Below are 22,473 nucleotides of genomic sequence, written 5' to 3'. Positions count from 1 at the left end.
CATGGCTCTGCTCTACCCCCGCCTCCTCGCCGGACAGGCCAGACCGCTCCACCAGCAGTACAAGGAGATGGCCCCCCGCGACCTGGCCGAACGTGTCACGCACCGCCACGAGTCCGCGGTCTACGTCGCCACCGGCGGCGACCGGATCACCGAGGGACAACTACGCGACCTGCGGGCCCGTGTCATGGAGGTCGCCGAGCGCGCGGGCTTCCCCGAGGAGCCCTCCCGCGCGGCCCGGGCCCGCTTCGACCTCGACCTGGCGGCGCTCCTGCACGCCGAGATGGACCTGATGCCGGCCGAAGCCGCGTCCGGCGACATCTGGGCCTTTCTCGCGCTGGTGCTGCTCCCCGACGTGGCGTACTGGCGCTACCCCCGTCCGCCGGGCGACCGCGTCGTGGCCAGCGACCTCACCCGGCACGTCTTCGGCCGCCTGTGGTGGCGCGCACACCTCGTCCGCGACCCGGCGGCCTCCGAGCCATACGCGGCACTCGACATCCTCGGCGAGGCCGCCTTCGACCAGATCTACGCCCGCCGCAAGTCCCTCGGCGGCAGCCCTCATCTCGTACGCAACATCCTTCACGCCTGGGCGGCCGTCGACCTGCACGGCCTCGCCGAGCGTGAAGTGCTGCGCGACTTCCTCAAGCGGCTCCTCAGGCTCGCCCCCTTCGTCATCTTCGAGGCTCTGGACGACGCCGAGCTGCGGGCCGAACTGCGCGCCGTGGCCGAGGAGTCGGTGGCCGCCCTGAGGCCCGAGGAAGCGCAGCCGGCCACTTCGGACCCCGCACCCCCACACTGGATCCGGCCAGAACCCGAAGACAACCCCGAACACGATCTCCTCGCACCGTTCACGGCGGCAGCCGCCGAGTTGAAGCTCTACGAAGCGCTGCCGGCCACTTCGGATCCCGCGCCCACGCCCACACACTCGATGCCGTCAGGACCCGAACTCAATCTGCTCGCACCGTTCACGGCGGCAGAACAGGCGCCCGTATCCCCAACCCGTCGCCTCACCTCCCTGGAGCTGTGCGCGGGTGCCGGCGGCCTCGCACTGGGCCTGGAAAGGGCGGGCTTCGACCCCATGCTGCTGATCGACAATCGCCCCGTCGCCCTCGACACCCTGCGCCTCAACCGACCCGGCTGGCGCATACACGAGGCGGACCTGAGCACGCTGGATCCGGCCGTGGTCCTTCAACAACCGGGCATGCTGGGGCTCGACCTGATCTCCGGCGGTCTGCCACGCGTGAAGGCGGCGGCCGCCGTCGCCCGCGAACGCGGCAACGACCACGAGCTGGCGGTCTTCCACGCCACGGTCGCCCTCACCCGGCTGCTGCGTCCCCGCGCCCTCCTGATCGAGAACGTGCCGGATCTGGTCACGAGCGACATGTACGCACCGCTCCGGGAAGCCGTGCAGCAAGAGTTGTCCGCGAGTGGCTACGCCCTGCACTGGTTCGTCCTCAACGCCGCCCACCATGGCGTGCCGCAGGACCGGAAACAGGGCATCCTCCTCGCCTTCGCGAGCACCGCGGCGGCCGAGGCGTTCCGGATTCCGCAGCCCTCTCCCGAACCTCCGATCAGTGTCGGCCAGGCGCTCGGCCCGTCCATGGCAGCCCGTGGTTGGCCCCGTGCCGCCGAGTGGGCGGCACAGGCCACCGACGTCGCCCCCACCCTCGTCGGAGGTTCCTGGGAACGCGGCGGCGCCGACCTGGGCCCGACCGGCTCCAAGAAGGCCTGGGCCCGCATCGGCGTGGACGGCGGCACGGTCGCCGACGAGGCACCGGGCCCCTACTTCAAGTGGAACCCGGCCCTGGGCCGCGAAGGCATGATGCCGCTCACCGTCGAGCAGGCCGCCCTGCTCCAGGGGTTCCCCAAGGATTGGGCCTTCGCGGGACGCAAGACCGCCCGCTACCGCCAGGTCGGGCATGCCTCCCCACCGCCGGTCGGCGAGGCGCTGGGGCGCGCGATCCACGCCGCGCTGTCGACCGCGTGACGTCACCGGTCCTCCTCCGGCTCCCTCGCCCCGTCCATTCACCTATAAACTCGCTCACCATGACCGTCGCTCTGCCTCGCCAGCTCCCACCTGTGGGTTTCCGCATCGTGGACCTCTTCGCCGGCCCCGGCGGGCTGGACATGGCCGCGACGGTTCTGGGCGTGCCCTCCTTGGGCATCGAATGGGACGCGAACGCCGTCACGACACGTGAGGCGGCAGGGCTCCGGACCGTCCACGGCGACGTACGCAGCTACGGTCCGAAGGACTTCCCCGAGGCAAATGTCCTCGCAGGCGGCCCGCCCTGTCAGAGCTTCACCGTCGCAGGCACCGGGGCAGGTCGCCGCGCCCTGGACGACGTGCTGAAATTCGTACAGCGCCTCGTCGATCGCGACGCACGCGCCAATATCGATGCCGACCTCGCCGAGATGGACGACGAGCGCACGGGGCTTGTCCTGGAGCCCTTGCGCTGGGCCCTGAGCGCCATCGACAACGACGAGCTCCGTCCGTACGAAGCCATCGTCCTCGAGCAGGTGCCCGCGGCCCTCCCCGTCTGGGAGGCGTACGGAGCGGCCCTCACCGACGAGGGCTACTCGGTGGCACACGGCATCCTGCACACCGAGGAGTTCGGCGTTCCGCAGACCCGCCGCCGCGCGATCCTCGTCGCCCGGCGCAACGGGCACACGGCCGCCCTCCCCACCCCCACCCATCAGCGCTACCGCAAGGGCGCCCCACGCCCACCGGGCGATCTCGTGCTCCAGAGTTGGGTGGCCATGGAGGACGTGCTGACCGAGCGCATCGGCCGCTTCCAGGTCGTCTCCAACTACGGCACCGGCGGCAATCCCAGGCTCCGCGGCAGACGCCGCTCCTGCGAGCCCTCGGCCACGGTGACCGGAAAGGTCTCCCGCAACCGCATCGTCACCGACGACACCACAGAGCTCGACCTGCCCCGGCTGAGCACGGGCGAGGCGGGGCAGCTCCAGACCTTCCCGAAGCGGTTCCCCTGGTCCGGCGGCGACATCTCCCAACAGATCGGCAACGCCGTTCCACCCCGCCTCGGCATCCACGTCCTCAGTGCCGCGCTCGGCCTGGCGACGCCGGGCGAGGACGCGTGGCGTGCCCTCGCCGAATGGTCCCCGCAGGTCCGTGACGAGGCCCGGGCAGACGCCCCACACTGAGATCGTGCCCGCCTCACGCCCGACCCCCTCGTCCCACGCCGTCTCCGCCCGCATGAGCAGGCAACGGTCTCGGGACACCAAGCCGGAAGTCGCCGTCCGCCGGCTGCTGCACGCCGCCGGCCTCCGCTATCGGCTACAGCGACGCGTTCCCGGAATGGCCCGCAACACGATCGACATCGCCTTCCCCGGGCCTCGCGTCGCCGTCTTCATCGACGGCTGCTTCTGGCACGGTTGCCCCGAGCACGCCACCTACCCGAAGGCGAACTCCCAGTTCTGGCACGAAAAGATCAACAAGAACGCCGGCCGAGACGCCAGGACCACCGCCCACCTCGAATCACTCGGCTGGACCGTCCTCCGCTTCTGGGAGCACGAGAAGCCGGAGCAAGTGGCCACCCAGGTGGAGGCGGTGCTCCAATCGGCGAAACACGTCCGACGCCCGACACCCGGGAGCCGGTGACCGAAGCCGGCCAAGGCAGAGCGCCGACCGCAGCCGTTGCCTGGGTGGCGGCCGGTCACCGGCAAGTCCCGTAGGTGGAAGGCCTGGTGGCCGGGTGAAGACGAACCTCTTCCGTCAATTTCCGTCATTCATCCCCTGCGTAAGGAGCCGCCGTGCCAAAGGGACCCCCGTCTGGCGCCGAGATCTCGTCGTGCGCGTCCCGCACCACCCCGCCACCCCTCCTCGACGTCGAGGCCCTCTTCCCCGCCATCGCGCCCCTCCGTCGCGAGGCCGTCCGGCTGCATCCTCGGCGGGGGCAGCCCGGGCCAAGGGACAGTTCTGTGGGTGGGGCGCCGGCGTGGCCGGCCGCTGAGGCCTGGCCGCACTGTGGGGACTCGCATCCGCGGACACGGTTCGCGCCCGTCGACGATGGTGTCGCGCAGGCCATGGTTCCGGTGCTTCAGCTCTACGCGCGTGATGTTCCCGAACTGCCCTTCCCTGAAGGCACCGACGTACTGCAAGTCCTCTGGTGTCCCTTCGATCACGAGGCCGGGTATGTGCCTCGGCCCGAGATCTTCTGGCGGGACAGCGCGCGGTGTGAGCCGCTCGTCGAGGAGCCGCCGCGGCCCGTCGGTGCCCGTGACGACTATCTGCCGGATCCCTGCGTGCTGCACCCCGAGCGTGTCGTCGAGTATCCGAGCTGGGATCTCGATGACGAGGTCGCGGAGGAGCTGGAGGAGGCGTTCGAGGAGATGGAGGATCGTGCCGAGGAGGACGGGAGTCCCTGCGCCTACTGGTCGCATCTCAGCGTTGCTCCCGGCATCAAAGTCGGTGGCTATCCGAGTTGGACCCAGGATCCTTACTGGCCCACCTGTCCCGGCCCGTGCGGGCAGCGTATGCGGCATCTCGTCACCATCAAGAGCGCCGAGTTCGACGGGGCCTCATGGCGGCGCTGGGTGCCTGTCGAGGACAGGTCCGGCGCGGGTGAAGACGGGTGGAGCGTGTTTGCGCTTCCCTACGAGGAGCGGAACGCCCTGCAGTGCGCGCCCGGCATCATGCTCGGCGACATGGGTGGCATGTATCTCTTCGTCTGCGCGCACGGCTGTCCCGACATGCCCTTCCGGTACCACTCCGACTGTTCGTGAGGGGATGGGGGGCTGGATGGGGGGGCTCTCTGGGGCTCTCCCTGCGTCGTCGTCCTCAAGACCTCAAGACCTCAAGATGAGTCTCTGTAGTGGGTCGCCATCGCTGCCGCGCGGTTGCGCAAGGCAGTGCGCAGCGACTTCGGCGTCAGGGCTTCCGCGTCCGTGCCGAGTTGCCACAGCGCCCATTCGGCGTGGCGGGGGTCCTGGAAGGTCACCTCCAGGCTCAGCCAGCCCGCTGCGCCGGGGGCGGGTTCTTCTGTGCGGACTGCCAGGGCCGTGTCCAGCAGCTCCTCGCGTCGTGCCGGGTTCACGCGTATCCGTACGGAGATGTGGTCGCCGTCGGAGAGGAAGCGCGCGGAGCGTTCCTGCCAGATCCGGTCCAGATCTACTCGGTTCGGTCGCTGTGCCGGTTCGGGGAGTTCCTCGGCGGCCAGCAACCGCGAGAGGCGGTACGTGCGGTCCGCGCCGGATCTCGTGGCCAGCAAGTAGCCCCGGTCTCGTACGGTGACCAGGCCGATCGGGTCCACCGTGCGCCACTGCGGCGCCTGGCCCGTGGCCGCGTAGTGGATGCGCAGCTTGTGGCCGGCGAGCACCGCGCGCCTGACCTCGAACATGGTGGTGGTGTCGGGTGCCTCGGTGGCCTGCCTGCGTGAGAGCAGGTCGGTCTCCGGGTCTACGAGGAACCGCTGGACCGCGTCGCTCGCGGTGGCCCGGTGGCCTTCGGGCAGCGCGTCGACCACCTTCCGCATGGCCGAAGCGAGTGCCGAGCCGAGGCCGAACGTCTGCTCCCCGCGACCCGATCCGGCGGTCAGCAGGGCCAGGGCCTCGTCGTGATTGAGACCGGTGAGCTCGGTCCGGAAACCGGGCGACAACGCGAACCCGCCGTACCGCCCGCGTTCCGCGTAGACCGGGACGCCGGCCGCGGACAGCGCCTCGATGTCGCGCAGCACCGTGCGGGTGGATACCTCCAGCTCGCCGGCCAGCGTGTCCGCAGTCAGTCGACCGCGCTGGCGCAGGAGTAGCACCAGTGAGACCAAGCGGTCGGCGCGCATGCGGGAACTTTAGCGAGATACGTGACCAAGGATGTCGTGATTAGTTGCGAGGCTCGTTGACGCGACAACACGGCGTCGAAATTTGGCGGTTACCGAGCCGATCGACGTACGTACTCCCCATGAACCGAAGAAGCGAAGAAGCGAATGGAGCTGACGTGACAGTGGAGCGAACTGCGGTCAACCCGGTTACCTGGTCCGCGGAGTTGGGGTTCAACCAGGGTGAAGTCGTCTCCGGGCACACCCGGACCCTGTACGTCTCGGGGCAGACCGCGATGAGCCGTGACGGCAAACCCCAGCACGACGGGGACATGGCAGCGCAGTTGGCGCTGAGCATCGACAACCTGGAGGCCGTGCTCGCCGAGGCCGGCATGTCTCTCGCCAACCTCGTCCGGCTCAACGTCTACACGACCGACGTCGAGCTGCTCTTTCCGCACTACGGCGTTCTGGCAGGGCGGTTGGGCGCCTCAGGGGTGGCGCCGACCAGCACGATGCTCGGGGTGACCCGGCTTGCGGTCCCCGGCCAGATGGTCGAGCTGGAGGGCACCGCCGTCGCCTGATGCCCCCCCCCGGCGACGACTCCGGGGGCCGCCCTAGTCCACCCGCTCATCCCAGTCGATCCGGTGGTCGAACTGCCACGTTCCCCATACCGAACCGGCTCCCACCTTCGTCGCCACCGGCAGCACCGCGTCCCGGAGCGCGCGGGTCAGGGGACCCGCCGGCTTCGGGGACGCCGTGCGGGCCGCGGCCGAGGTGGATGTCGGGGTGGATGTGGCGTGTTTGAGGATGCGGGACACCCGGGGGCGGCGCAGGGACTCGTACGCCCTGAAGGCCTTGGAAGGGGGCAAGTCTCGCAGGCAGCGGGCCAGTTGGACCGCGCTCTCCGAGGCGAGGGATGCGCCTTGGCCTGACGTGGGAGGTGTTGCGTGCGCCGCGTCGCCTATCAGGATCATGCGGCCTCGGCTCCAGGTGCTGAGCGGGGGCATGTTCTCCGTGGGGCCCGTGATGAGGAGGGCGGGGGCCGGGGTGGAGTCGAGGAGTTCCGTTGCCGCCGTGCGGTCGCCCGTGAACGCCTCCGTCAGGCGGCTCAGCCATGCTGCCGGGCCGACCGAGCGCGCCTCCGCCGTCGTCATGGGTTCACGGTGGGGCAGAGTCACGGACCACACCGCCGAGCCGTCGTCGAAGATCTGGTACGTCATGTACGCGCGCTTGCCGAGGCATTGGTGCAATACGCCCGAGGTGGAGGGGAGTTCAGTCTCCGTCACCCTCGCTGTGAAGGTAAGTGTCCCGCCGTAGTGGGGAGTTGGGGCCGAGGGGTCGATCAGGGGGCGGACCGTCGAGCGGAGGCCGTCCGCGCCGATCAGGATGTCCGCCCTCGCCAGCGAGCCGTCCGCGAAGCGGGCCGTGACGCCCGTGCCGGTATCCGTCGCGTCCAGCAGGCGCTTGCCCCGGTGGACGGGGATGTCGCGGCGTGCCACCTCCTCGTCGATCGCCTCGTGGAGGTCCGTGCGCCAGACGAATCGGGTCGGCGGGAGGTCGGGGGGCGGGGTCAGGGCGGCGAGGTGCCTACCTGTCCAGCTGCGCAAGGACGTTGACGTCACCGGGGTGCCGATCGCGCTCACCACGTCCGCCGCGTCGATCGCGGACAGGGCCTGCTGGCCGTTGGGGGCGATCGTCATGCCGGGGCTCGGGCCCACGCGCTTCGTGGAGTCGTACGCCTCGTACACCGTTGCCTCGATGCCCGCCTTGTGCAGCGCCATCGCCGCTACCGGGCCTGCGATGCCGCCCCCGATGACCAGGGCGGTACGGGCGCGGGTGGGGGTTCGCGCGGTCATTTCTGCTATCGGTCCCTCGTCGGGTGCGGTGTACCACCAAACCTATGCGGGACGGGGCCCCTCGCCGCAAGGCTTTCCAGGCGGCGCGTTAGCCTCGGCCGCAGACGTATTGAGGACGTATCGGCCGGAAGCAACGGACAACGGAAGCGAACGGAAGCGAGGCAGGCATGGCGAAGGTGCCGGCGGCAGCAGTGGCCGCCACGGGGCTTGTTGGAGGGTTCGCCGTCGCCCGGTGGACCAAGAAGCGGCCGCTCGGTGGCGTCGTGCTCGCCGCCGCGGGCGCCGTCGCCGCGAAGGAGTGGCAGGCCAAGGCGGGCGGCAGGACCGCCGCCGCGCTCAGCACCGCGTACGTCGCCGCCTTCGCGGGGTCGCATCCGCTGGCCAAGAAGGTCGGGGCATGGCCCGCGGTCTTCGGGGTCGCCGGGGGCGTGGGGCTTGCCAGTTGGGCGCTTGTGGACCGGCGGGGCTGAACTGGGCTGGGGCGGCGGCGGGTTCAGGCGTCGCCGCCGCCCTGAGCGGGCAGCTCACGCCCCGCTGTCCCCGAGCGGGCAGCTCAGGCCTCGACGCCCCCGAGCAGGCAGCTCACACCTCGCCGCCCCCGAGCAGACAGCTCAGCCCTCACTGTCCCTGAACAACCGTGCGAAGCCCGCCACCGCCAAGACCCCCGTCCCCATCACCAGAGTGAAGAACGCCCACGCCACCGGCCACACCGCCGCGTCCGGCTCCGGGTGGCTGTCGAAGGACACGTACATCAAGGTCGCCGGCGGTCCCGCCACCAGGAGCAGCGCCAGGACGAGGCGGTCCCTGAAGCCGAAGTAGGCCGCGAGGGCCAGCATCGACACCGCCAGGAAGATCACTCCCGGCGCCGACACCGGTGACGTCTCGTTGATCGCGCCCGGCGTCTCGGGGCGATTGCGCAGGTCCCAGGGGAGGCAGACGAGGTACGCCGCGGCCGCCAGCGCCGCCCCCGCGGCGCGGGTCGCCCACCGCTCCAGCAGGGGCCGCTTCGGCAGCTGACTCAGCAAGTTCAGCCGGTTCAGCCAGTTCAGCCGGCTCAGCAGGTTCGCCGCACCGTGCGGTATCGCGCTCATGTGCATCGACTTTGCCGTCATGCGTACGAGGCTGCCGGGCGGGGCGGCGGGGCGGACAGAGTACGCGTACTCAGATCGACGGCCGGGCTTGCGGCGACCCGGCCCCCTTACGCGCCCCGCGTTCCCCTGAACGTCATCCGGTACGCGCCCGGCGACACCCCGAGCCCCGCCTGGAAGTGCTGCCTCAGCGACGCCGCCGTGCCGAAGCCCGCGTCCGTCGCGATGCGGTCGACCGTGTGGTCCGTCTCCTCCAGGAGCGCCCTCGCCCGGTCGATCCGGCGCTGGGTCAGCCACTGCATCGGGGTCAGGCCGGTCTCCTCGCGGAAGCGGCGGCTGAAGGTACGTACGCTCATCGACTCCCGGTCAGCCATCTCTCGGAGCGTCAGCGGCTCGCCAAGGCGCGTCAGGGCCCACCCGCGAGCCCGGCCCGTCGACGCCGTGCGGGGTTCCGCCACCGGGCGGCGGATGTACTGGGCCTGGCCGCCCTCGCGATGTGGGGGTACGACGGTGCGGCGGGCCACGTCCGCCGCCACCGCCGCTCCGTGGTCGCGGCGGATCATGTGCAGGCAGAGGTCGATGCCGGCCGCCTCGCCTGCCGAGGTGAGGACCTCGCCCTCGTCCACGTACAGGACGTCCGGGTCGACCGTGACGGTCGGGAAGGTGCGGGCGAACAGGTCCGTGGAGAGCCAGTGCGTCGTCGCCCTGCGGCCGTCCAGGAGGCCGGCTGCCGCGAGGACGAAGGCGCCGGTGCAGATGGAGGCGATGCGGGCGCGGGCGCCTGTGGCGGACTTGAGCGTTGCGGCGAGGGCCGGCGGCAGGGTGCCCGGCAGGAGTGACTCGTCCTCCTCGTGCGAGGCGGGGACGATGACCGTGTCGGCGGTCGTGATGGCCTCGGGGCCGTGTTCCGCGTAGATGGGGAAGTCGGCGTCCGTGCGGATGAGGCCGGGGGTCAGGGCGCAGGTCAGGGGCTTGTAGAGGGGGGCTCCTGAGGGGGAGCGGGCGTTGCCGAAGAGCTGGTGGATCAGGCCCAGCTCCATGGGGAGTACGCCGTGCCTTACGAGGACTGCGAGCTTGTGGGGCTTGTTGGTGGGTGCGCCGGTCATGGGGTGATCCTCACAGCGGCTTCCTTTCCCCAACCCCGCCCCTTCCCGAAAAAACCCGGCTCCGCCGGGACCGTGCGCACCGTCCATCACCGGGCGCACCGTCAATCACCGGCTCCGCCGAGTTCGTCCTCAAACGCCGGACAGGCTGAAACAGCCCAACCCCCCGGGAGGGAGCCTCACGCCCCCACCCCCCGCGAAACCGCATAAATCACCAACCCCGCCAACGACCCCACCACCGTGCCGTTGATCCGAATGAACTGCAGGTCACGCCCAATATGCGCCTCGATCTTCTTCGACGTGTGCTCCGCGTCCCAGCCCGCCACCGTGTCCGTGATCAGGGACGTGATCTCGTTCTGGTACGTCGTGACGACGTACACCGCCGCGCCCTCGACCCAGCCGTCGACCTTCTCCTGGAGTCGCGCGTCCGTCGACATCCGCGCGCCCAGCGACAGCAGGGCCGCCCGCACCCGTAGGCGCAGCTCGCTGCGTTCGTCCTCCGCCGCGGCCACGATCATCTGGCGTACCGCGGCCCAGGCCGACGCGATCAGGTCCTGTACCTCGCCGCGGCCGAGCACCTCGCGCTTGAGGCGTTCGACGCGTTCGCGGGTGTCGGAGTCGGACTGGAGGTCGGCGGCGAAGTCGGCGAGGAAGCGGTCGACGGCGCCGCGCGCCGGGTGCTCCGGCATGTCCCGCATCTCGGCGAGGAAGCGGAGCAGTTCCTTGTAGACGCGCTCGCCGACCTTCTTGTCGACGAACCGCGGGGTCCAGCCGGGGGCGCCGCCCTGCACCGCGTCCATGACCGACTCGTCGTGCTCCACCAGCCAGTCGTGGGCGCGTACGCAGACCAGGTCCACGACGCGTTTGTGGCCGCCGTCCGCGACCACCTTCTCCAGCATTTTGCCGATGCCGGGCGCGATCTCCTGGGCGTCGGCACGGCGCGTGATGGCCTCGCCGACGACCGCCTGGACGTCGGAGTCGCGCAGGACCGTCAAGGCTCCGCGCAGCGCCGTCGCCAGTTCGGCCGTCACTCGGTCGGCGTGCGCGGGCTCGGCCAGCCAGCTGCCGAGGCGGCCGCCGATGCCGACGGCGCGCAGTCGATCGCGTACGACATCGGACGAGAGGAAGTTCTCGCCCACGAAGTCACCGAGCGATGCGCCCAGTTGGTCCTTCTTGTTCGGGATGATGGCCGTGTGCGGAATGGGCAGGCCCAGCGGGTGACGGAAGAGCGCGGTCACGGCGAACCAGTCGGCGAGCGCGCCGACCATGCCCGCCTCTGCGGCCGCGGCGACATAGCCCGCCCAGGCTCCGGCGCCCGAGTTCTGCGCCCATTTCGCCAGGACGTAGACGAGTGCGACGAAGACGAGGAGGCCCGTGGCGGTGATCTTCATCCGGCGGACGCCGCGCCGCTTCTCCTCGTCGGCGGGGCTGTACATGAAGCCGCCGCCGCGCGCCGGGCCGTCCGCGGCGCGTGAGGGGCGCGGCCCGCGGGCATGCTGCCCAGTGTCCGCTTCAGCCGACCGTGCCGCTTCAGCCGACCGTGCCGCTTCCGACACCTGCGCAGACACTCCCGCCACCTGCGCAGCCCGTGCCGCCTCTGCCGCATCCTCCGGATTTGATGGTTCCGTACGATCCACTCAATCCACCTGGCCCGTTCGCGTCGTCCTCATCCGCATTGTCCCCATCTCCGCGCGTCCCTTCCTGGCGAGCGCGTCCCTTCCTGACGACTCCTGGAACGGACGACAAGTTCCCGGCGTCTCATTGGTCGGAGGGGGGCAGTGTCGGCCGCCTCACGGCCCATGACGCATCATGGGGTGATCACATCGGAGCCTCGGGCTCCCCCTGCTCGAGGAGACACAGCCCGCATGACCAAGCGTCACGGTTATGCCCTGCTTGCCGCGGTCCTCGCGGTGATAGTGGTGATTTCTGCCGCCATATACGTCGGTGTGTCGCGCACCGACGACGGTTCGCAGGACACCATCAGCACGGGTCCGCGCTCTCCGCGCAACTCCGCGGCGCCTGCCTCCGCGGGCACCTGGGTCGGCACCTGGGCGGCGTCCCCCGCGGCCGCCGAACCGAACACGCATCGGCGCGGTTTCGCGGGCCGCACGATCCGTAACGTCGTGCACACCAGCGTCGGCGGCGACAGCGCCCGCATCACCCTGTCGAACCTGTACGGCCGCCAGCCGCTGAGCATCACGCACGCCTCGATCGCCATCGCCGCCGGGTCGAACAACCCGGCCGTGGCGCCGGACACACTGCGCCGCCTGAACTTCAACGGCAACACGTCGGTGGTGATCCCCGCGGGTGAGCAGGTGATGAGCGACGCGGTCCGGCTGCGGGTGCCGCACGACGGTGATCTGCTGGTCACGACGTTCTCGCCGACCCCGTCGGGCCCGGTCACCTTCCACCCGCACGCCCGCCAGGTCAGCTTCGTCGCCGACGGCGACCGTACGGAGGACCCGAACGGCCAGGCGTTCGCCCAGCAGAGCACCTCGTGGCGCTATCTGTCGGCCGTGGACGTCCTGAGCAACACGTCGGACGGCACCGTCGTCGTCTTCGGCGACTCGCTCACCGACGGCATCTCCTCCACCATGGGCGCCAACGCCCGCTGGACCGACGTGCTCGCCGACCGGCTGCGCGACGAGTCGGGCGCCCCGCGCTACGGCGTCGTGAACGAGGGCATCAGCGGCAACCGCGTCCTCTCGGACGGCAACGGCACCCCCGCCGACAACCCGAGCGGCCTCTCCCGCTTCGACCGGGACGTACTGAACCGAACGGGTGTCAAGGCCGTCGTGATCGCGCTCGGCGTCAACGACATCCTGCGCAACCCGCACCAGAACGACCCCGACCGGATCGTCGAGGGCCTGCGCGAGCTGACCCGGCAGGCGCACACCCGCGGGCTGCGGGTCGTCGGGGCCACGCTCATGCCGTTCGGCGGGCACCGGGGGTACGAGACGGAGCTGGAGAACGTGCGGCAGGCCGTGAACAAGGAGATCCGGGAGGGCAAGGTCTTCGACGAGTTCGTCGACTTCGACAAGGCCCTGCGGGATCCGTACGACCCCCGCAAGCTGCGCGGCCAGTACGACTCGGGCGATCACCTGCACCCCAGCGACGCCGGCTACCGCAAGATGGCCGAGACGTTCAACCTGGTGCACCTGAAGGGGTCCGCGGCCGCCGAGCTGTAGCGGCGGCGGACCGTGCAGGCCGGGGGCCCGTAAGCCCCCGGCACACGCTCACTCCAGCTCCCGGCGCTCCCTGCGCCTGCGCTCGTGCATCTCGCGCCACTCGTCGCGGCGCTCCAGGCGCTCGCGGCGCCGCCGCTCCTTCATCTGCAGCTTCTCTTCCTTGAGCCGCAGCTTCTCCTGCCTGCGCACCTTGCGGTCCACGCCGACGCCGCCCATCAGGGCGAAGCCCTTGACGAGGACGCGCGGGGAGTCGGGGGTGCCCACGCCCGTCGCGTTGTCGTCGAAGCCGCCCATGATGCCGAAGCCCTTGACGACGACGTTCATCTCCGGCGGGACGACGACCTGCAGGCCGCCCATGATCGTGTAGCAGCGGATCTCGACGTCGCGCGTCGCGAACCGCGCCTCGCGCAGGTCGATCTCGCCGCCGCCCCACATCGCGAACGCGGTGAACGTCCGCCCGATCGTCCAGCCGCCCTTGCGCGTGAAGCCGCTCCAGAAGGCGAAGCCCCCGGTCGACGTGGCCTCGCCACCCATCCGCTCGGCCCAGTCGATGGCGTCGGGGTCGTCGCTCACCGGCCGCTTCACCATGGACACCCGGCCGGGGTGCGAGGGGAGATCGCGGGTGATGGGGGCCAACTCGCCGTATGTACGCGCCTTGTACGTCGCGTCGAGGCGCTCCTCGAACTCCGTCATGTCGAGGCGGCCCTCGGCCATCGCGTCCCGGAGTTGTTCGGCGACCCGCTCGCGGTCGGCGTCGGATGCCCGGAGTTCGGGGAGTTCTTCACTCATGCGGAGCAGCCTACGAGACTCATGAAGGACAGCCTACGAAGTCACCTTCTCCGCGTACATCTTGGCGATGACCGCCTCGATGTCGGGCTCCCTGACCGAGAGGTCGGCCATCGGATACTCGGCCGCGATCCGCGCGACAAGCGGAGCCGCCGACTCCGCCGCCGGGAAGGCGAGCCACTGCCGCGGCCCCTCCACCTTCACCACACGCGCCCCGTCGACCTCGATGGGCGGAAGCTCCCGCTCCAGGTCCACGACCAGGGTGCGCTCGCTCTCCCCCACCTCGTGCAGCCCCGCGAGGGCACCGTCGTACATCAGACGCCCGTGGTCGATGACCATCACGCGCTTGCAGAGCTGCTCGATGTCGGTCAGGTCGTGCGTGGTCAGCAGGACCGTCGTGCCCGACTCGGCGTTCAAGTCCCGCAGGAACTCCCGGACTTTGGCCTTGCTGATGACATCCAGGCCGATCGTCGGCTCGTCCAGGTACAGGACCTCCGGATCGTGAAGGAGCGCCGCCGCGATGTCGCCGCGCATCCGCTGACCGAGCGAGAGTTGACGCACCGGGACGTCCAACAGGACGTCGAGTTCGAGGAGTTCGACGCACCGGTCCAGGTTTTCCTTGTAGCGGGCGTCCGGGATCCGGTACATCCGGTGCATCAGACGGTACGAGTCGATCAGCGGCAGGTCCCACCACAGCGTCGTACGCTGCCCGAAGACCACCCCGATGCGCTGGGCCAGGCGCGTCCGCTCACGGGACGGGTCGATGCCCGCGACACGCAGCCGACCGCCGCTCGGCGTCAGAATCCCCGTCAGCATCTTGATCGTCGTCGACTTGCCCGCGCCGTTCGGCCCGATGTAGCCGACCATCTCGCCGCGCGGCACGGTGAAGGAGATGCCGTCCACGGCACGCACCTCGTGCTTCGCACGCCGCAGGAAACCGGACTTCTTGCGTACGTCGAAGACCTTCTCGACGCCGTCGAGCTCAATGAGGTCTGCTTCCACGGCAGTTCAGCTCCCTGTGCTGCGGTACGAACGAAGGCCCGCGCGCCAGGCGAGACCGGCCAGGGCAAGAGATCCCGCGGCCACCAGCGGCGGCGTGAACGCCACCCACGTCGGCAGGTCCAGCGGATAGGGCCGCCCCAGGACGTACAGCGCGGGCAGCCAGTTCACAAAGGCGAGCGGCAGCACGAAGGTGACGCCCCGCACCAGCTCCTTGGCGAAGACGGTCGGCGGATACTGCAGCAGCGTGGTGCCGCCGTACGTAAAGGCACTCTGCACCTCGGCGGCGTCCTGCGCCACGAACTGGAAGGCCGCGCCCGCCACGAACACCGCGGCGAAGATCCCCGCACCGGCGAGCAGCATCATCGGCACCATCAGGACCTTCAGCGCGGTCCAGTCGATGTCCAGCACCACCAGCGCGTACACGAGGACCGACGCCCCCTGGGTGACCCGCCCCAGCCGGTGCAGCCCGAAGCGGTCGGCGGCGACCTGCGCGATGACCGGCGCAGGGCGCACCAGGAGCGTGTCGAGCGTCCCGTCACGGACCCGCCTGCCGAGACGGTCCACGGACCCGATCGCGAGATCCGCGAAGCCGAAGGCCGTGCACGACGTGCCGTACAAGAAAGCGATCTCGGCGAGCGAATAGCCGCCGAGCCGGTCCACCTGCGAGAACATCAGCAGGATCGCCACGAAGTCGAACGCGGTCACCGCGAAGTTGCCGAGCGCCGTCATCGCGAAGGACATCCGGTACGCCATCAGGGAGCGGATCCACATGGCCGAGATCAGCCGGTAGGCCCGCAGCCCACTGCGCACCTGCGCCAGGTCAGCCACCCTGGACCACCACCCGCCGCGTCGCCACGGCCTGCAGCAGCCGCCCGGCCGTGAGCAGCGCCGCCGCCCAGCCGATCTGGAAGGCGTACGTCGCAAGGAGGCCGACGCCCGTGTGCTTGCCGAGGAACACGTCGGCGGGCACCTGGAGCAGCGCCGACCAGGGCAGCGCACGGGCGAACTCGCCGAGCGCGCCCGGGAAGACGTTCAGCGGAAGCAGCATCCCCGAGAAGAAGGTGCCCGCGAGCAGCGCCATCTGGGACACGCCCGCACCGTCCATCAGCCAGAACGCGGAGAGCGCCACCAGGAACCGGATCGCGAAGCTGACCACCATGCCCAGCAGGACCGCCACCAGGAACGCAAGCCAGCGCAGCGCATCCGTGGGCAGCGCAAGGTCGAAGACGAGCGCGCCGACCACCATCGGCACGACACCCCGCCCAAGCAGCTGGAACAGCGCCCGGCCCAGATCGCTCGCCAGCCACCAGGCCTGCAGGTCGGCCGGCCGGTACAGATCGATCGCGATGTCCCCGGTACGGATCCGCTCGATCAGCTCGCCCTCGAAACCGCCGCCCATCAACGCCATCACCGTGAGCATCGCCTGCCCCAGCCACACGAACGTCAGGGCCTGCGACTGGTCGTAGCCGCCGAGCCCCGGCCGTTCATCCCAAAGGGCGATGTAGGTGTACGCGAGGATCAGCCCGAAGACGGTATTCGTGAAGACCCCGGCCAGGGTCGCGATCCGGTAGGTGGCGTACCGCCTGAACCCTCCCCGGGCGACGGCCGCGTACAAGCGGAACCGTCCTGTACGCACACGCATCCCCTTTAGCGAGAGCCTTGCCCCGTTCCGGGCCAAAGGGTCGGAGCCTAGTGCGGTCGATGGCGCCCGTGCCAGGCAATTTCCACGCCCGGCGCGTGCCTGGCGCGGAACGCGCGAATCGACAGTGTGCAATGGCTCGTACGAGGCGTACGTGACGTACGACGCGAACCGGGAGTTCCACCAGACATGAGCAGCGACGAGCCGCAGCAGCAGGGTGCCCAAGGGCCCAAGGGCTGGGCGCCCCGCGAACCTGTGGACACCCCTGGCGCCTCCGGCACCCCTGAAGGCCCGGCGGACGCGCCGGAACCCGAGGGACAGACAGGACAGACAGGACAGGCAGGACAGACCGGCAAGAAGGGCAAGAAGCCCAAGCGCCCCAAGCGCAAGGGCTGGCGGCGGATCTTCCCCACCTGGCGCATGGTCCTCGGCGGCTTCATCCTGATCGTCCTGCTCTGCGTCGGCGGCTTCGTCGCCGGCTACCTCATCGTCGACATCCCCCCGGCCAACGCGGCGGCCACCGCACAGAGCAACGTCTATCTGTACGCCGACGGCACCCAGCTCGCCCGCGACGGCGAGGTCAACCGCGAGAACGTCCCCCTCAGCCAGATCCCCAAGAAGGTCCAGCACGCAGCGCTGGCCGCCGAGGACCGCGACTTCTACAGCGAGTCCGCCATCGACCCCAAGGCGATGATCCGCGCGGCCTGGAACACCGTCACCGGCAAGGGCAAACAGTCCGGCTCCACGATCACCCAGCAGTTCGTCAAGAACTACTACCTGGGCCAGGAGCAGACGGTCACCCGCAAGGTGAAGGAGTTCTTCATCTCGATCAAGCTGGACCGCGAGGTCAGCAAGGACGACATCCTCGCCGGCTACCTCAACACCAGCTACTTCGGACGCAACGCGTACGGCGTGCAGGCCGCGGCCCAGGCGTACTTCGGCAAGGACGTCGACGACCTGGACACCGCGCAGGGCGCCTACCTGGCGACGCTCCTCAACTCCCCCAACGCGTACGACGTCGCCACCCACCCCGAGAACAAGCCGCGCGCCGTGGCCCGCTGGAACTACGTCCTCGACGGCATGGTCAAGGAGGGCTGGCTCAGCCCGTCCGACCGGGCCAACATCAAGTTCCCGAAGCCCAAGGAGGCCAAGGGCGCCTCCGGCCTCTCCGGGCAGCGCGGCTATCTCGTCCAGGCCGTAGAGGACTATCTGACGACCAACAAGATCGTCGACGAGGACACCCTCGCCAGGGGCGGCTACCGCATCACCACCACGCTCCAGAAGGACCGCCAGGACGCCTTCAAGGAGGCCGTCGACGACCAGGTGATGTCCAAGGTCGACAAGGACGCCCGCAAGGTCGACCGGAACGTCCGCGCGGGCGGCGCGTCCATCGACCCCGACACCGGCAAGGTCGTCGCGATGTACGGCGGCATCGACTACACGAAGCAGTACGTGAACAACGCGACCCGCCGCGACTACCAAGTGGGCTCCACCTTCAAGCCGTTCGTCTTCACCTCGGCCGTGGAGAACGGCTCGGTCACCCAGGACGGCCGCCTGATCACCCCGAACACGATCTACGACGGCACCAACAAGCGCCCGGTGCAGGGCTGGGACGGCGGGACGTACGCCCCCGAGAACGAGGACAACGTCGACTACGGCAACATCACCGTCCGCGAGGCCACCGACAAGTCCGTCAACTCGGTCTACGCGCAGATGGCAGTCGACGTCGGCTCGGGCAAGGTCAAGGACACGGCCGTCGCCCTCGGCGTCCCGGAGTCCACGCCCGACCTGACCGCGTCCCCGTCCATCGCGCTCGGCCCGTCCACGGCCTCCGTCCTGGACATGACGGAGGCGTACGCGACGCTCGCCAACCACGGCAGGCACGGCACGTACACGATGGTCGAGAAGGTCACCAAGGGCGGCCAGGAAGTCGAACTGCCCGAGCAGAACACCGAGCAGGCGGTCAGCCGCGAGGCCGCCGACACCACCACGTCCATCCTGCAGAGCGTCGTCGACGGCGGCACCGGCACGGCCGCACAGGCCGCGGGCCGCCCCGCAGCGGGCAAGACCGGCACCGCCGAGGAGGACAAGGCGGCCTGGTTCGCGGGCTACACCCCCGAACTCGCCACGGTGGTCGCCGTGATGGGCCAGGACCCGGACACCGGCGCGCACACCCCGCTGTACGGGGCGCTCGGCCAGCCCCGCATCAACGGCGGCGCCTACCCGGCGCAGATCTGGGCGCAGTTCACCAGGGACGCCCTGCAGGGCGAGCCGGTCCAGGACTTCGACCTGCGGCTGGCGGAGGGCGCCGACGTACCGGAGATCCCGGACCCGACGGACATCGGCGAGGACCCGACGACCGGCGGAGAGACCACCGGCGGGGAGGAGACCCCCGGCCAGGACCAGGGCCAGACGCAGGGGCAGGACCAAGGGCAGACGCAAGGCCAGACCCAAGGCCAGGACCAGGGCCAGACCCAGGGCCAGACGGACGGTGGCGCCACCGACGGCGGCGCCACGGACGGCGGGGCCACGGACGGCGGGGCGGTCGACGGCGGCCAGACGGACGGCGGCGCGGCCCAGGGCGGCCAGACCGACGGCGGCACCGCGGACGGCGGCGCGACCGACGGAGGCGCCCTGGGCGGCCTGACGGACGACTCGGTCACCAGAAGGCGAGACGCTTCCGCCGACCGGTAGTCAGTGCCCCGAGGTCGCCTTCAGCCCCACCACAGCAACCAACAACAGAACGACAAAGAAGATCCGGGCGGCGGTGGCCGGCTCACCGAGCACCATCATCCCGACCACCGCCGCACCGGCGGCACCGATGCCGACCCACACGCCGTACGCGGTACCGATGGGCAGCGTCTTGGCGGCGTGCGAAAGCAGCATCATGCTCGCGACGATCCCGAGTCCGGTGAACACACTCGGCCACAGCCGCGTGAACCCCTCGGTGAACTTCATCCCGATCGACCAGCCCACTTCGAGCAGACCGGCGACGATCAACAGAACCCATGCCACGACGGCACCTCCGGCAACAGGAACGCGGAAACGCGTTCTTCTTTGGGGGTGCGTCGTCTTTGCGGAATCCCGGTACGGCGCGTCTCGTCGGGTAACTCCAAGGTAGCAAAGAAGCCGCAAAAGGGCTGGTGACGATGGTCACCAGCCCTTTCTCAAGCTCTACCCGTCCTACAGATACAGACCGGTCGAGTCCTCAGACCCCTCGAACCGATCGGCGGCCACGGCATGCAGATCGCGCTCGCGCATCAGCACGTACGCCACGCCCCGCACCTCGACCTCGGCCCGGTCCTCGGGGTCGTACAGAACCCGGTCACCCGGCTCCACGGCCCGCACGTTCTGCCCGACGGCGACCACTTCCGCCCAGGCCAGACGCCTGCCGACGGCGGCGGTCGCGGGGATCAGGATGCCGCCGCCCGACTTGCGCTCGCCCTCGGCGGTGTCCTGCCGCACGAGCACACGGTCGTGCAGCATCCGGATGGGCAGCTTGTCGTCGTGGGAACCGCGTCCCTTGCTGTTGGCGCTCACGCCCCGAACCTACCTGCCGTAGGCACGCCCGTACGATCCCGGGTCAGCCCTTGCGACGCCGCGAGGACACCGTCAGGACCCCCACGAGCGCCACGGCCACCAGCGCCACCGGCACGATGCGCTCGAGCCGCGGCGCCCCGTCGTCACGGACGAGATGCCCCTTCACATCAGAGACGATCCTGCTCGCCCCCACGTACACCCGCCCGAGGGAGTTGTCCACGCTCGCCGCGACCTTGGCCTTGGCGTCCCCGACGATCGTCTTCGGGTGGACCCGCACCCCGATCTCGTCGAGGGTCTCGGCGAGCGTCTCGCGGCGGCGCTTGATGTCCGCCTCGATCTGCGCCGGGGTCCTGATATCCGACGTGTCCGACACCGCGCTGCCTCCGTGATCGTGTCCGGCTGTCTGCTCCTGCTGATACGTATCCCCGACAGTCTGTCAGCTCCACCCGCACCGCACCCCACGGCACCCCTATTACGCTCGACTCCATCACCACACGTTGTTACGAGCACCCCGCGCGAGGAGACCGAAGATGAGCGAGCGACTGCAGCCCGGCGACACAGCCCCCGCCTTCACCCTGCCCGACGCCGACGGCAAGGACGTCTCCCTCGCCGCCCACAAGGGCCGCAAGGTCATCGTCTACTTCTACCCGGCCGCGCTGACGCCTGGCTGCACCAAGCAGGCATGCGACTTCACGGACAACTTGGACGTACTGGCGGCGGCAGGCTACGACGTCATCGGCGTCTCCCCCGACAAGCCGGAGAAGCTCGCAAAGTTCCGCGAGAAGGAAAACCTCAAGGTGACGCTGGTGGGCGACCCGTCGAAGTCGGTCCTCGAAGAGTACGGCGCCTTCGGCGAGAAGAAGCTGTACGGCAAGACGGTGACGGGCGTGATCCGCTCGACGATCGTGGTCGACGAGGAGGGCAAGGTGGAACACGCCTTCTACAACGTGAAGGCGACGGGCCACGTAGCCAAGATCATCAGGGACCTGGGCGTCTGAGGCTCCTCCCCCGCACCTCCGGAACGGCTCGCCCCACTTGCCCGCGCAAGTGAGACGGGCCGTTCCGCATTTCGGACGTAACAGTCCGACTATCGGTTCGTTAGCCCGTACGAGGCTGCGAACGCGCGGCCGGATACGGAGGGGAACGATGCCGGTCAGTCCGTACACCAGGGAACGCCTGGAGGAGGCCGCCAAGTCGTCACGGACGCTGTCCGAGGCGCTGGTGAAACTGGGGGTGGATCCGAAGAGTTCGACGCGGCGGTACGTCCTTGAGCGGATGAAGAAGCTGGGCGTGGATACGTCGCACTTCGAGCGGGAGGGGGCTCGGTGGACGCGGGAGCTCCTCGAACCGGTGGTGGCCGCGTCTACGAGCATGTGCGAAGTCTTGCGGCGTCTTGGGCTTGAGGTCGTCGGGGGCCATCACACCCACATCAGCCGTCGCGTGAGGGCTTACGGCATCGACACGTCGCACTTCACGCCTCCAGAACGCACCGAATCAATGCGGAACAACCGCCGACGACGCACACCCACAGAGCTCCTGGTCGCAGACCCAGAGCTAACCCGGCGCGAGCCCGGCTCCCGGCTGCAGCGGGCGATGCTCGAAGTCGGCGTACCAGAGTGCTGCGCGCTCTGCGGAATGAAACCCGTCTGGCTGGGGTGCTCGTTACCTCTCGAGGTCGACCACATCGACGGAGACTGGCACAACAACCGGGTCGAGAATCTGCGCCTCCTCTGCCCCAACTGCCACTCAGTCACGGACACATACCGAGGCCGCGCCAAGGGGCGGCAGTCATGAGCGAGCCAATCCGCTACACGCGGGAGCTACTGGCGAAGGCGGCAGAGAGGTGCTCGACCATCGAGGAAGTCACCGCATTCCTGGGAACACGCCCCTATGGGACCCTCCACCGCTACCTCTTCAAACGGTTCGACCACTTCGGCATCGACATCTCCCACCTGCCACGCCTCGGCTCACGTGGGGCCAAGCCTCGCCCGACACCTGAGGAATTGCGACAGGCGGTGGACAACTCGACCTCCATCGCGACCACGTTGCGCTCACTGGGTCGGCCGGACAACGCTCGATTGCGAACGCTGTTCCGTGGCTGGATCGCCGAGGATGGCCTCGACACATCCCACTTCCTCGGCCAAGCGCACCAGCGAGGCAAGCCAGGTACGGTCCCAAGGAAGGCGGCTGCGGAGATCTTGGTCCAGCACGATGGCCGACGCCGCACGACGACCGCCCTCCTGCGCCGGGCGCTGCGCGACGTCGGCCTTCCTGAGCGCTGCGACAAGTGCGGTGCCCCACCTCACTGGACCGGGCGGCCCATGACGCTGGAGATCGATCACATCAACGGCGACTGGAGCGACGACCGGCGCGAGAACCTGCGGTTGCTGTGCCCCAACTGCCACGCGATCACCACCACGTGGTGTCGAGGTGGTCAGCGACAGGCGTCGTAATGCCCCTCTCCCCGCCCACAGACAACCTCGCCCGGTAAAGTAGGCGGCGC

Annotated in this window: 23 protein-coding genes and 1 riboswitch; of the genes, 11 read left to right on the top strand and 12 right to left on the bottom strand. The window is 69.7% G+C overall.

Annotated features, from left to right (window positions below; genetic code table 11):
• Position 1: 1 nt before the first annotated feature.
• From OG453_RS45125 to OG453_RS09950, 4 genes are all read left to right on the top strand, one after another.
• Positions 2-1,984, top strand: coding sequence for a DUF6339 family protein (locus tag OG453_RS45125; RefSeq protein ID WP_323178624.1), 1,983 nt, complete (start codon positions 2-4; stop codon positions 1,982-1,984).
• Positions 1,985-2,043: 59 nt separating this feature from the next.
• Positions 2,044-3,159: a DNA cytosine methyltransferase gene (locus OG453_RS09960; RefSeq protein WP_266866569.1), complete on the top strand. Its 1,116-nt coding sequence runs from the start codon at positions 2,044-2,046 to the stop codon at positions 3,157-3,159.
• Between the two features lie 52 nt (positions 3,160-3,211).
• On the top strand, positions 3,212-3,616 hold the full coding sequence (locus OG453_RS09955) for a very short patch repair endonuclease (RefSeq protein ID WP_266869782.1): 405 nt from the start codon (positions 3,212-3,214) through the stop codon (positions 3,614-3,616).
• A gap of 152 nt (positions 3,617-3,768) precedes the next feature.
• Positions 3,769-4,740 (top strand): DUF1963 domain-containing protein, encoded by a 972-nt coding sequence (locus tag OG453_RS09950; RefSeq protein WP_323178623.1) that lies wholly within the window; start codon positions 3,769-3,771, stop codon positions 4,738-4,740.
• Positions 4,741-4,811: 71 nt separating this feature from the next.
• Here the strand turns inward: OG453_RS09950 and OG453_RS09945 are convergent, their stop codons facing one another.
• Positions 4,812-5,792 carry a YafY family protein gene (locus OG453_RS09945; protein WP_266866568.1) on the bottom strand — a complete coding sequence of 327 codons (981 nt, stop codon included), beginning with the start codon at positions 5,790-5,792 and terminating at the stop codon, positions 4,812-4,814.
• Positions 5,793-5,953: 161 nt separating this feature from the next.
• Here OG453_RS09945 and OG453_RS09940 point away from each other — a divergent pair, with 161 nt between their 5' ends.
• The gene (locus OG453_RS09940) at positions 5,954-6,349 is read left to right on the top strand and encodes a RidA family protein (RefSeq protein ID WP_266869779.1); all 396 of its coding nucleotides are present in this window, start codon (positions 5,954-5,956) and stop codon (positions 6,347-6,349) included.
• A gap of 33 nt (positions 6,350-6,382) precedes the next feature.
• Here the strand turns inward: OG453_RS09940 and OG453_RS09935 are convergent, their stop codons facing one another.
• A complete protein-coding gene (locus OG453_RS09935; protein WP_266866567.1) occupies positions 6,383-7,624 on the bottom strand; it encodes an NAD(P)/FAD-dependent oxidoreductase in 1,242 nt (413 codons plus the stop codon).
• 167 nt (positions 7,625-7,791) lie between these two features.
• Here OG453_RS09935 and OG453_RS09930 point away from each other — a divergent pair, with 167 nt between their 5' ends.
• Positions 7,792-8,094 (top strand): hypothetical protein, encoded by a 303-nt coding sequence (locus tag OG453_RS09930; RefSeq protein WP_266866565.1) that lies wholly within the window; start codon positions 7,792-7,794, stop codon positions 8,092-8,094.
• Positions 8,095-8,235: 141 nt separating this feature from the next.
• On the opposite strand, the gene OG453_RS09925 is transcribed toward OG453_RS09930, so the two are convergent.
• From OG453_RS09925 to OG453_RS09915, 3 genes are all read right to left on the bottom strand, one after another.
• The gene (locus tag OG453_RS09925; RefSeq protein ID WP_266866563.1) at positions 8,236-8,736 is read right to left on the bottom strand and encodes a hypothetical protein; all 501 of its coding nucleotides are present in this window, start codon (positions 8,734-8,736) and stop codon (positions 8,236-8,238) included.
• Between the two features lie 86 nt (positions 8,737-8,822).
• Positions 8,823-9,818 carry a GlxA family transcriptional regulator gene (locus OG453_RS09920; RefSeq protein WP_266866561.1) on the bottom strand — a complete coding sequence of 332 codons (996 nt, stop codon included), beginning with the start codon at positions 9,816-9,818 and terminating at the stop codon, positions 8,823-8,825.
• 176 nt (positions 9,819-9,994) lie between these two features.
• Positions 9,995-11,251, bottom strand: a complete 1,257-nt coding sequence (locus tag OG453_RS09915; protein ID WP_266866559.1) for a DUF445 domain-containing protein — start codon at positions 11,249-11,251, stop codon at positions 9,995-9,997.
• 429 nt (positions 11,252-11,680) lie between these two features.
• Here OG453_RS09915 and OG453_RS09910 point away from each other — a divergent pair, with 429 nt between their 5' ends.
• Positions 11,681-13,003: an SGNH/GDSL hydrolase family protein gene (locus OG453_RS09910; RefSeq protein WP_266866557.1), complete on the top strand. Its 1,323-nt coding sequence runs from the start codon at positions 11,681-11,683 to the stop codon at positions 13,001-13,003.
• A 48-nt stretch (positions 13,004-13,051) separates the two neighbouring features.
• Here the strand turns inward: OG453_RS09910 and OG453_RS09905 are convergent, their stop codons facing one another.
• The 4 genes from OG453_RS09905 to OG453_RS09890 are packed head-to-tail and all read right to left on the bottom strand — an operon-like array spanning position 13,052 to position 16,433.
• The gene (locus tag OG453_RS09905) at positions 13,052-13,792 is read right to left on the bottom strand and encodes a DUF1707 domain-containing protein (protein WP_266866555.1); all 741 of its coding nucleotides are present in this window, start codon (positions 13,790-13,792) and stop codon (positions 13,052-13,054) included.
• Positions 13,793-13,825: 33 nt separating this feature from the next.
• Complete coding sequence (locus OG453_RS09900) at positions 13,826-14,791, bottom strand: ATP-binding cassette domain-containing protein (RefSeq protein ID WP_266866553.1); 966 nt, start codon at positions 14,789-14,791, stop codon at positions 13,826-13,828.
• Between the two features lie 6 nt (positions 14,792-14,797).
• On the bottom strand, positions 14,798-15,562 hold the full coding sequence (locus tag OG453_RS09895; protein WP_266869778.1) for an ABC transporter permease: 765 nt from the start codon (positions 15,560-15,562) through the stop codon (positions 14,798-14,800).
• A 49-nt stretch (positions 15,563-15,611) separates the two neighbouring features.
• Complete coding sequence (locus OG453_RS09890; RefSeq protein WP_266866552.1) at positions 15,612-16,433, bottom strand: ABC-2 family transporter protein; 822 nt, start codon at positions 16,431-16,433, stop codon at positions 15,612-15,614.
• 186 nt (positions 16,434-16,619) lie between these two features.
• On the opposite strand from OG453_RS09890, the gene OG453_RS09885 reads away from it, so the two are divergent.
• On the top strand, positions 16,620-19,124 hold the full coding sequence (locus tag OG453_RS09885; protein ID WP_266866550.1) for a transglycosylase domain-containing protein: 2,505 nt from the start codon (positions 16,620-16,622) through the stop codon (positions 19,122-19,124).
• Here OG453_RS09885 and OG453_RS09880 read toward each other — a convergent pair whose 3' ends face one another.
• From OG453_RS09880 to OG453_RS09870, 3 genes are all read right to left on the bottom strand, one after another.
• A complete protein-coding gene (locus OG453_RS09880; RefSeq protein WP_160505255.1) occupies positions 19,125-19,445 on the bottom strand; it encodes a multidrug efflux SMR transporter in 321 nt (106 codons plus the stop codon).
• A 47-nt stretch (positions 19,446-19,492) separates the two neighbouring features.
• Positions 19,493-19,557, bottom strand: a riboswitch (guanidine-III (ykkC-III) riboswitch).
• A 56-nt stretch (positions 19,558-19,613) separates the two neighbouring features.
• The gene (locus tag OG453_RS09875) at positions 19,614-19,916 is read right to left on the bottom strand and encodes a co-chaperone GroES (protein ID WP_190080540.1); all 303 of its coding nucleotides are present in this window, start codon (positions 19,914-19,916) and stop codon (positions 19,614-19,616) included.
• A gap of 97 nt (positions 19,917-20,013) precedes the next feature.
• Positions 20,014-20,343, bottom strand: a complete 330-nt coding sequence (locus OG453_RS09870; RefSeq protein WP_266866547.1) for a DUF3618 domain-containing protein — start codon at positions 20,341-20,343, stop codon at positions 20,014-20,016.
• Positions 20,344-20,500: 157 nt separating this feature from the next.
• Here OG453_RS09870 and bcp point away from each other — a divergent pair, with 157 nt between their 5' ends.
• From bcp to OG453_RS09855, 3 genes are all read left to right on the top strand, one after another.
• Complete coding sequence (bcp, locus tag OG453_RS09865) at positions 20,501-20,968, top strand: thioredoxin-dependent thiol peroxidase (protein ID WP_266866546.1); 468 nt, start codon at positions 20,501-20,503, stop codon at positions 20,966-20,968.
• A 148-nt stretch (positions 20,969-21,116) separates the two neighbouring features.
• Positions 21,117-21,764, top strand: coding sequence for an HNH endonuclease (locus OG453_RS09860; protein ID WP_266866544.1), 648 nt, complete (start codon positions 21,117-21,119; stop codon positions 21,762-21,764).
• Positions 21,761-22,423, top strand: coding sequence for an HNH endonuclease (locus OG453_RS09855; protein WP_266866542.1), 663 nt, complete (start codon positions 21,761-21,763; stop codon positions 22,421-22,423). The genes OG453_RS09860 and OG453_RS09855 overlap by 4 nt, the downstream gene beginning before the upstream one ends.
• The last annotated feature ends 50 nt before the right edge of the window (positions 22,424-22,473 follow it).

It is taken from the genome of Streptomyces sp. NBC_01381 (genome assembly GCF_026340305.1).
Taxonomy (GTDB): Bacteria; Actinomycetota; Actinomycetes; order Streptomycetales; family Streptomycetaceae; genus Streptomyces.
This window is presented reverse-complemented; position numbering and strand designations above follow the sequence as displayed.

Excerpts from the sequence above, each read along its gene's own strand:
- OG453_RS45125 (WP_323178624.1), top strand. The coding sequence starts at position 2 with ATGGCTCTGCTCTACCCCCGCCTCCTCGCCGGACAGGCCAGACCGCTC.
- OG453_RS09960 (WP_266866569.1), top strand. The coding sequence starts at position 2,044 with ATGACCGTCGCTCTGCCTCGCCAGCTCCCACCTGTGGGTTTCCGCATC.
- OG453_RS09955 (WP_266869782.1), top strand. The coding sequence starts at position 3,212 with ATGAGCAGGCAACGGTCTCGGGACACCAAGCCGGAAGTCGCCGTCCGC.
- OG453_RS09945 (WP_266866568.1), bottom strand. The coding sequence starts at position 5,792 with ATGCGCGCCGACCGCTTGGTCTCACTGGTGCTACTCCTGCGCCAGCGC.
- OG453_RS09935 (WP_266866567.1), bottom strand. The coding sequence starts at position 7,624 with ATGACCGCGCGAACCCCCACCCGCGCCCGTACCGCCCTGGTCATCGGG.
- OG453_RS09930 (WP_266866565.1), top strand. The coding sequence starts at position 7,792 with ATGGCGAAGGTGCCGGCGGCAGCAGTGGCCGCCACGGGGCTTGTTGGA.
- OG453_RS09925 (WP_266866563.1), bottom strand. The coding sequence starts at position 8,736 with ATGACGGCAAAGTCGATGCACATGAGCGCGATACCGCACGGTGCGGCG.
- OG453_RS09920 (WP_266866561.1), bottom strand. The coding sequence starts at position 9,818 with ATGACCGGCGCACCCACCAACAAGCCCCACAAGCTCGCAGTCCTCGTA.
- OG453_RS09915 (WP_266866559.1), bottom strand. The coding sequence starts at position 11,251 with ATGTACAGCCCCGCCGACGAGGAGAAGCGGCGCGGCGTCCGCCGGATG.
- OG453_RS09910 (WP_266866557.1), top strand. The coding sequence starts at position 11,681 with ATGACCAAGCGTCACGGTTATGCCCTGCTTGCCGCGGTCCTCGCGGTG.
- OG453_RS09905 (WP_266866555.1), bottom strand. The coding sequence starts at position 13,792 with ATGAGTGAAGAACTCCCCGAACTCCGGGCATCCGACGCCGACCGCGAG.
- OG453_RS09895 (WP_266869778.1), bottom strand. The coding sequence starts at position 15,562 with ATGTGGATCCGCTCCCTGATGGCGTACCGGATGTCCTTCGCGATGACG.
- OG453_RS09890 (WP_266866552.1), bottom strand. The coding sequence starts at position 16,433 with ATGCGTGTGCGTACAGGACGGTTCCGCTTGTACGCGGCCGTCGCCCGG.
- OG453_RS09885 (WP_266866550.1), top strand. The coding sequence starts at position 16,620 with ATGAGCAGCGACGAGCCGCAGCAGCAGGGTGCCCAAGGGCCCAAGGGC.
- OG453_RS09875 (WP_190080540.1), bottom strand. The coding sequence starts at position 19,916 with ATGCTGCACGACCGTGTGCTCGTGCGGCAGGACACCGCCGAGGGCGAG.
- bcp (WP_266866546.1), top strand. The coding sequence starts at position 20,501 with ATGAGCGAGCGACTGCAGCCCGGCGACACAGCCCCCGCCTTCACCCTG.
- OG453_RS09860 (WP_266866544.1), top strand. The coding sequence starts at position 21,117 with ATGCCGGTCAGTCCGTACACCAGGGAACGCCTGGAGGAGGCCGCCAAG.
- OG453_RS09855 (WP_266866542.1), top strand. The coding sequence starts at position 21,761 with ATGAGCGAGCCAATCCGCTACACGCGGGAGCTACTGGCGAAGGCGGCA.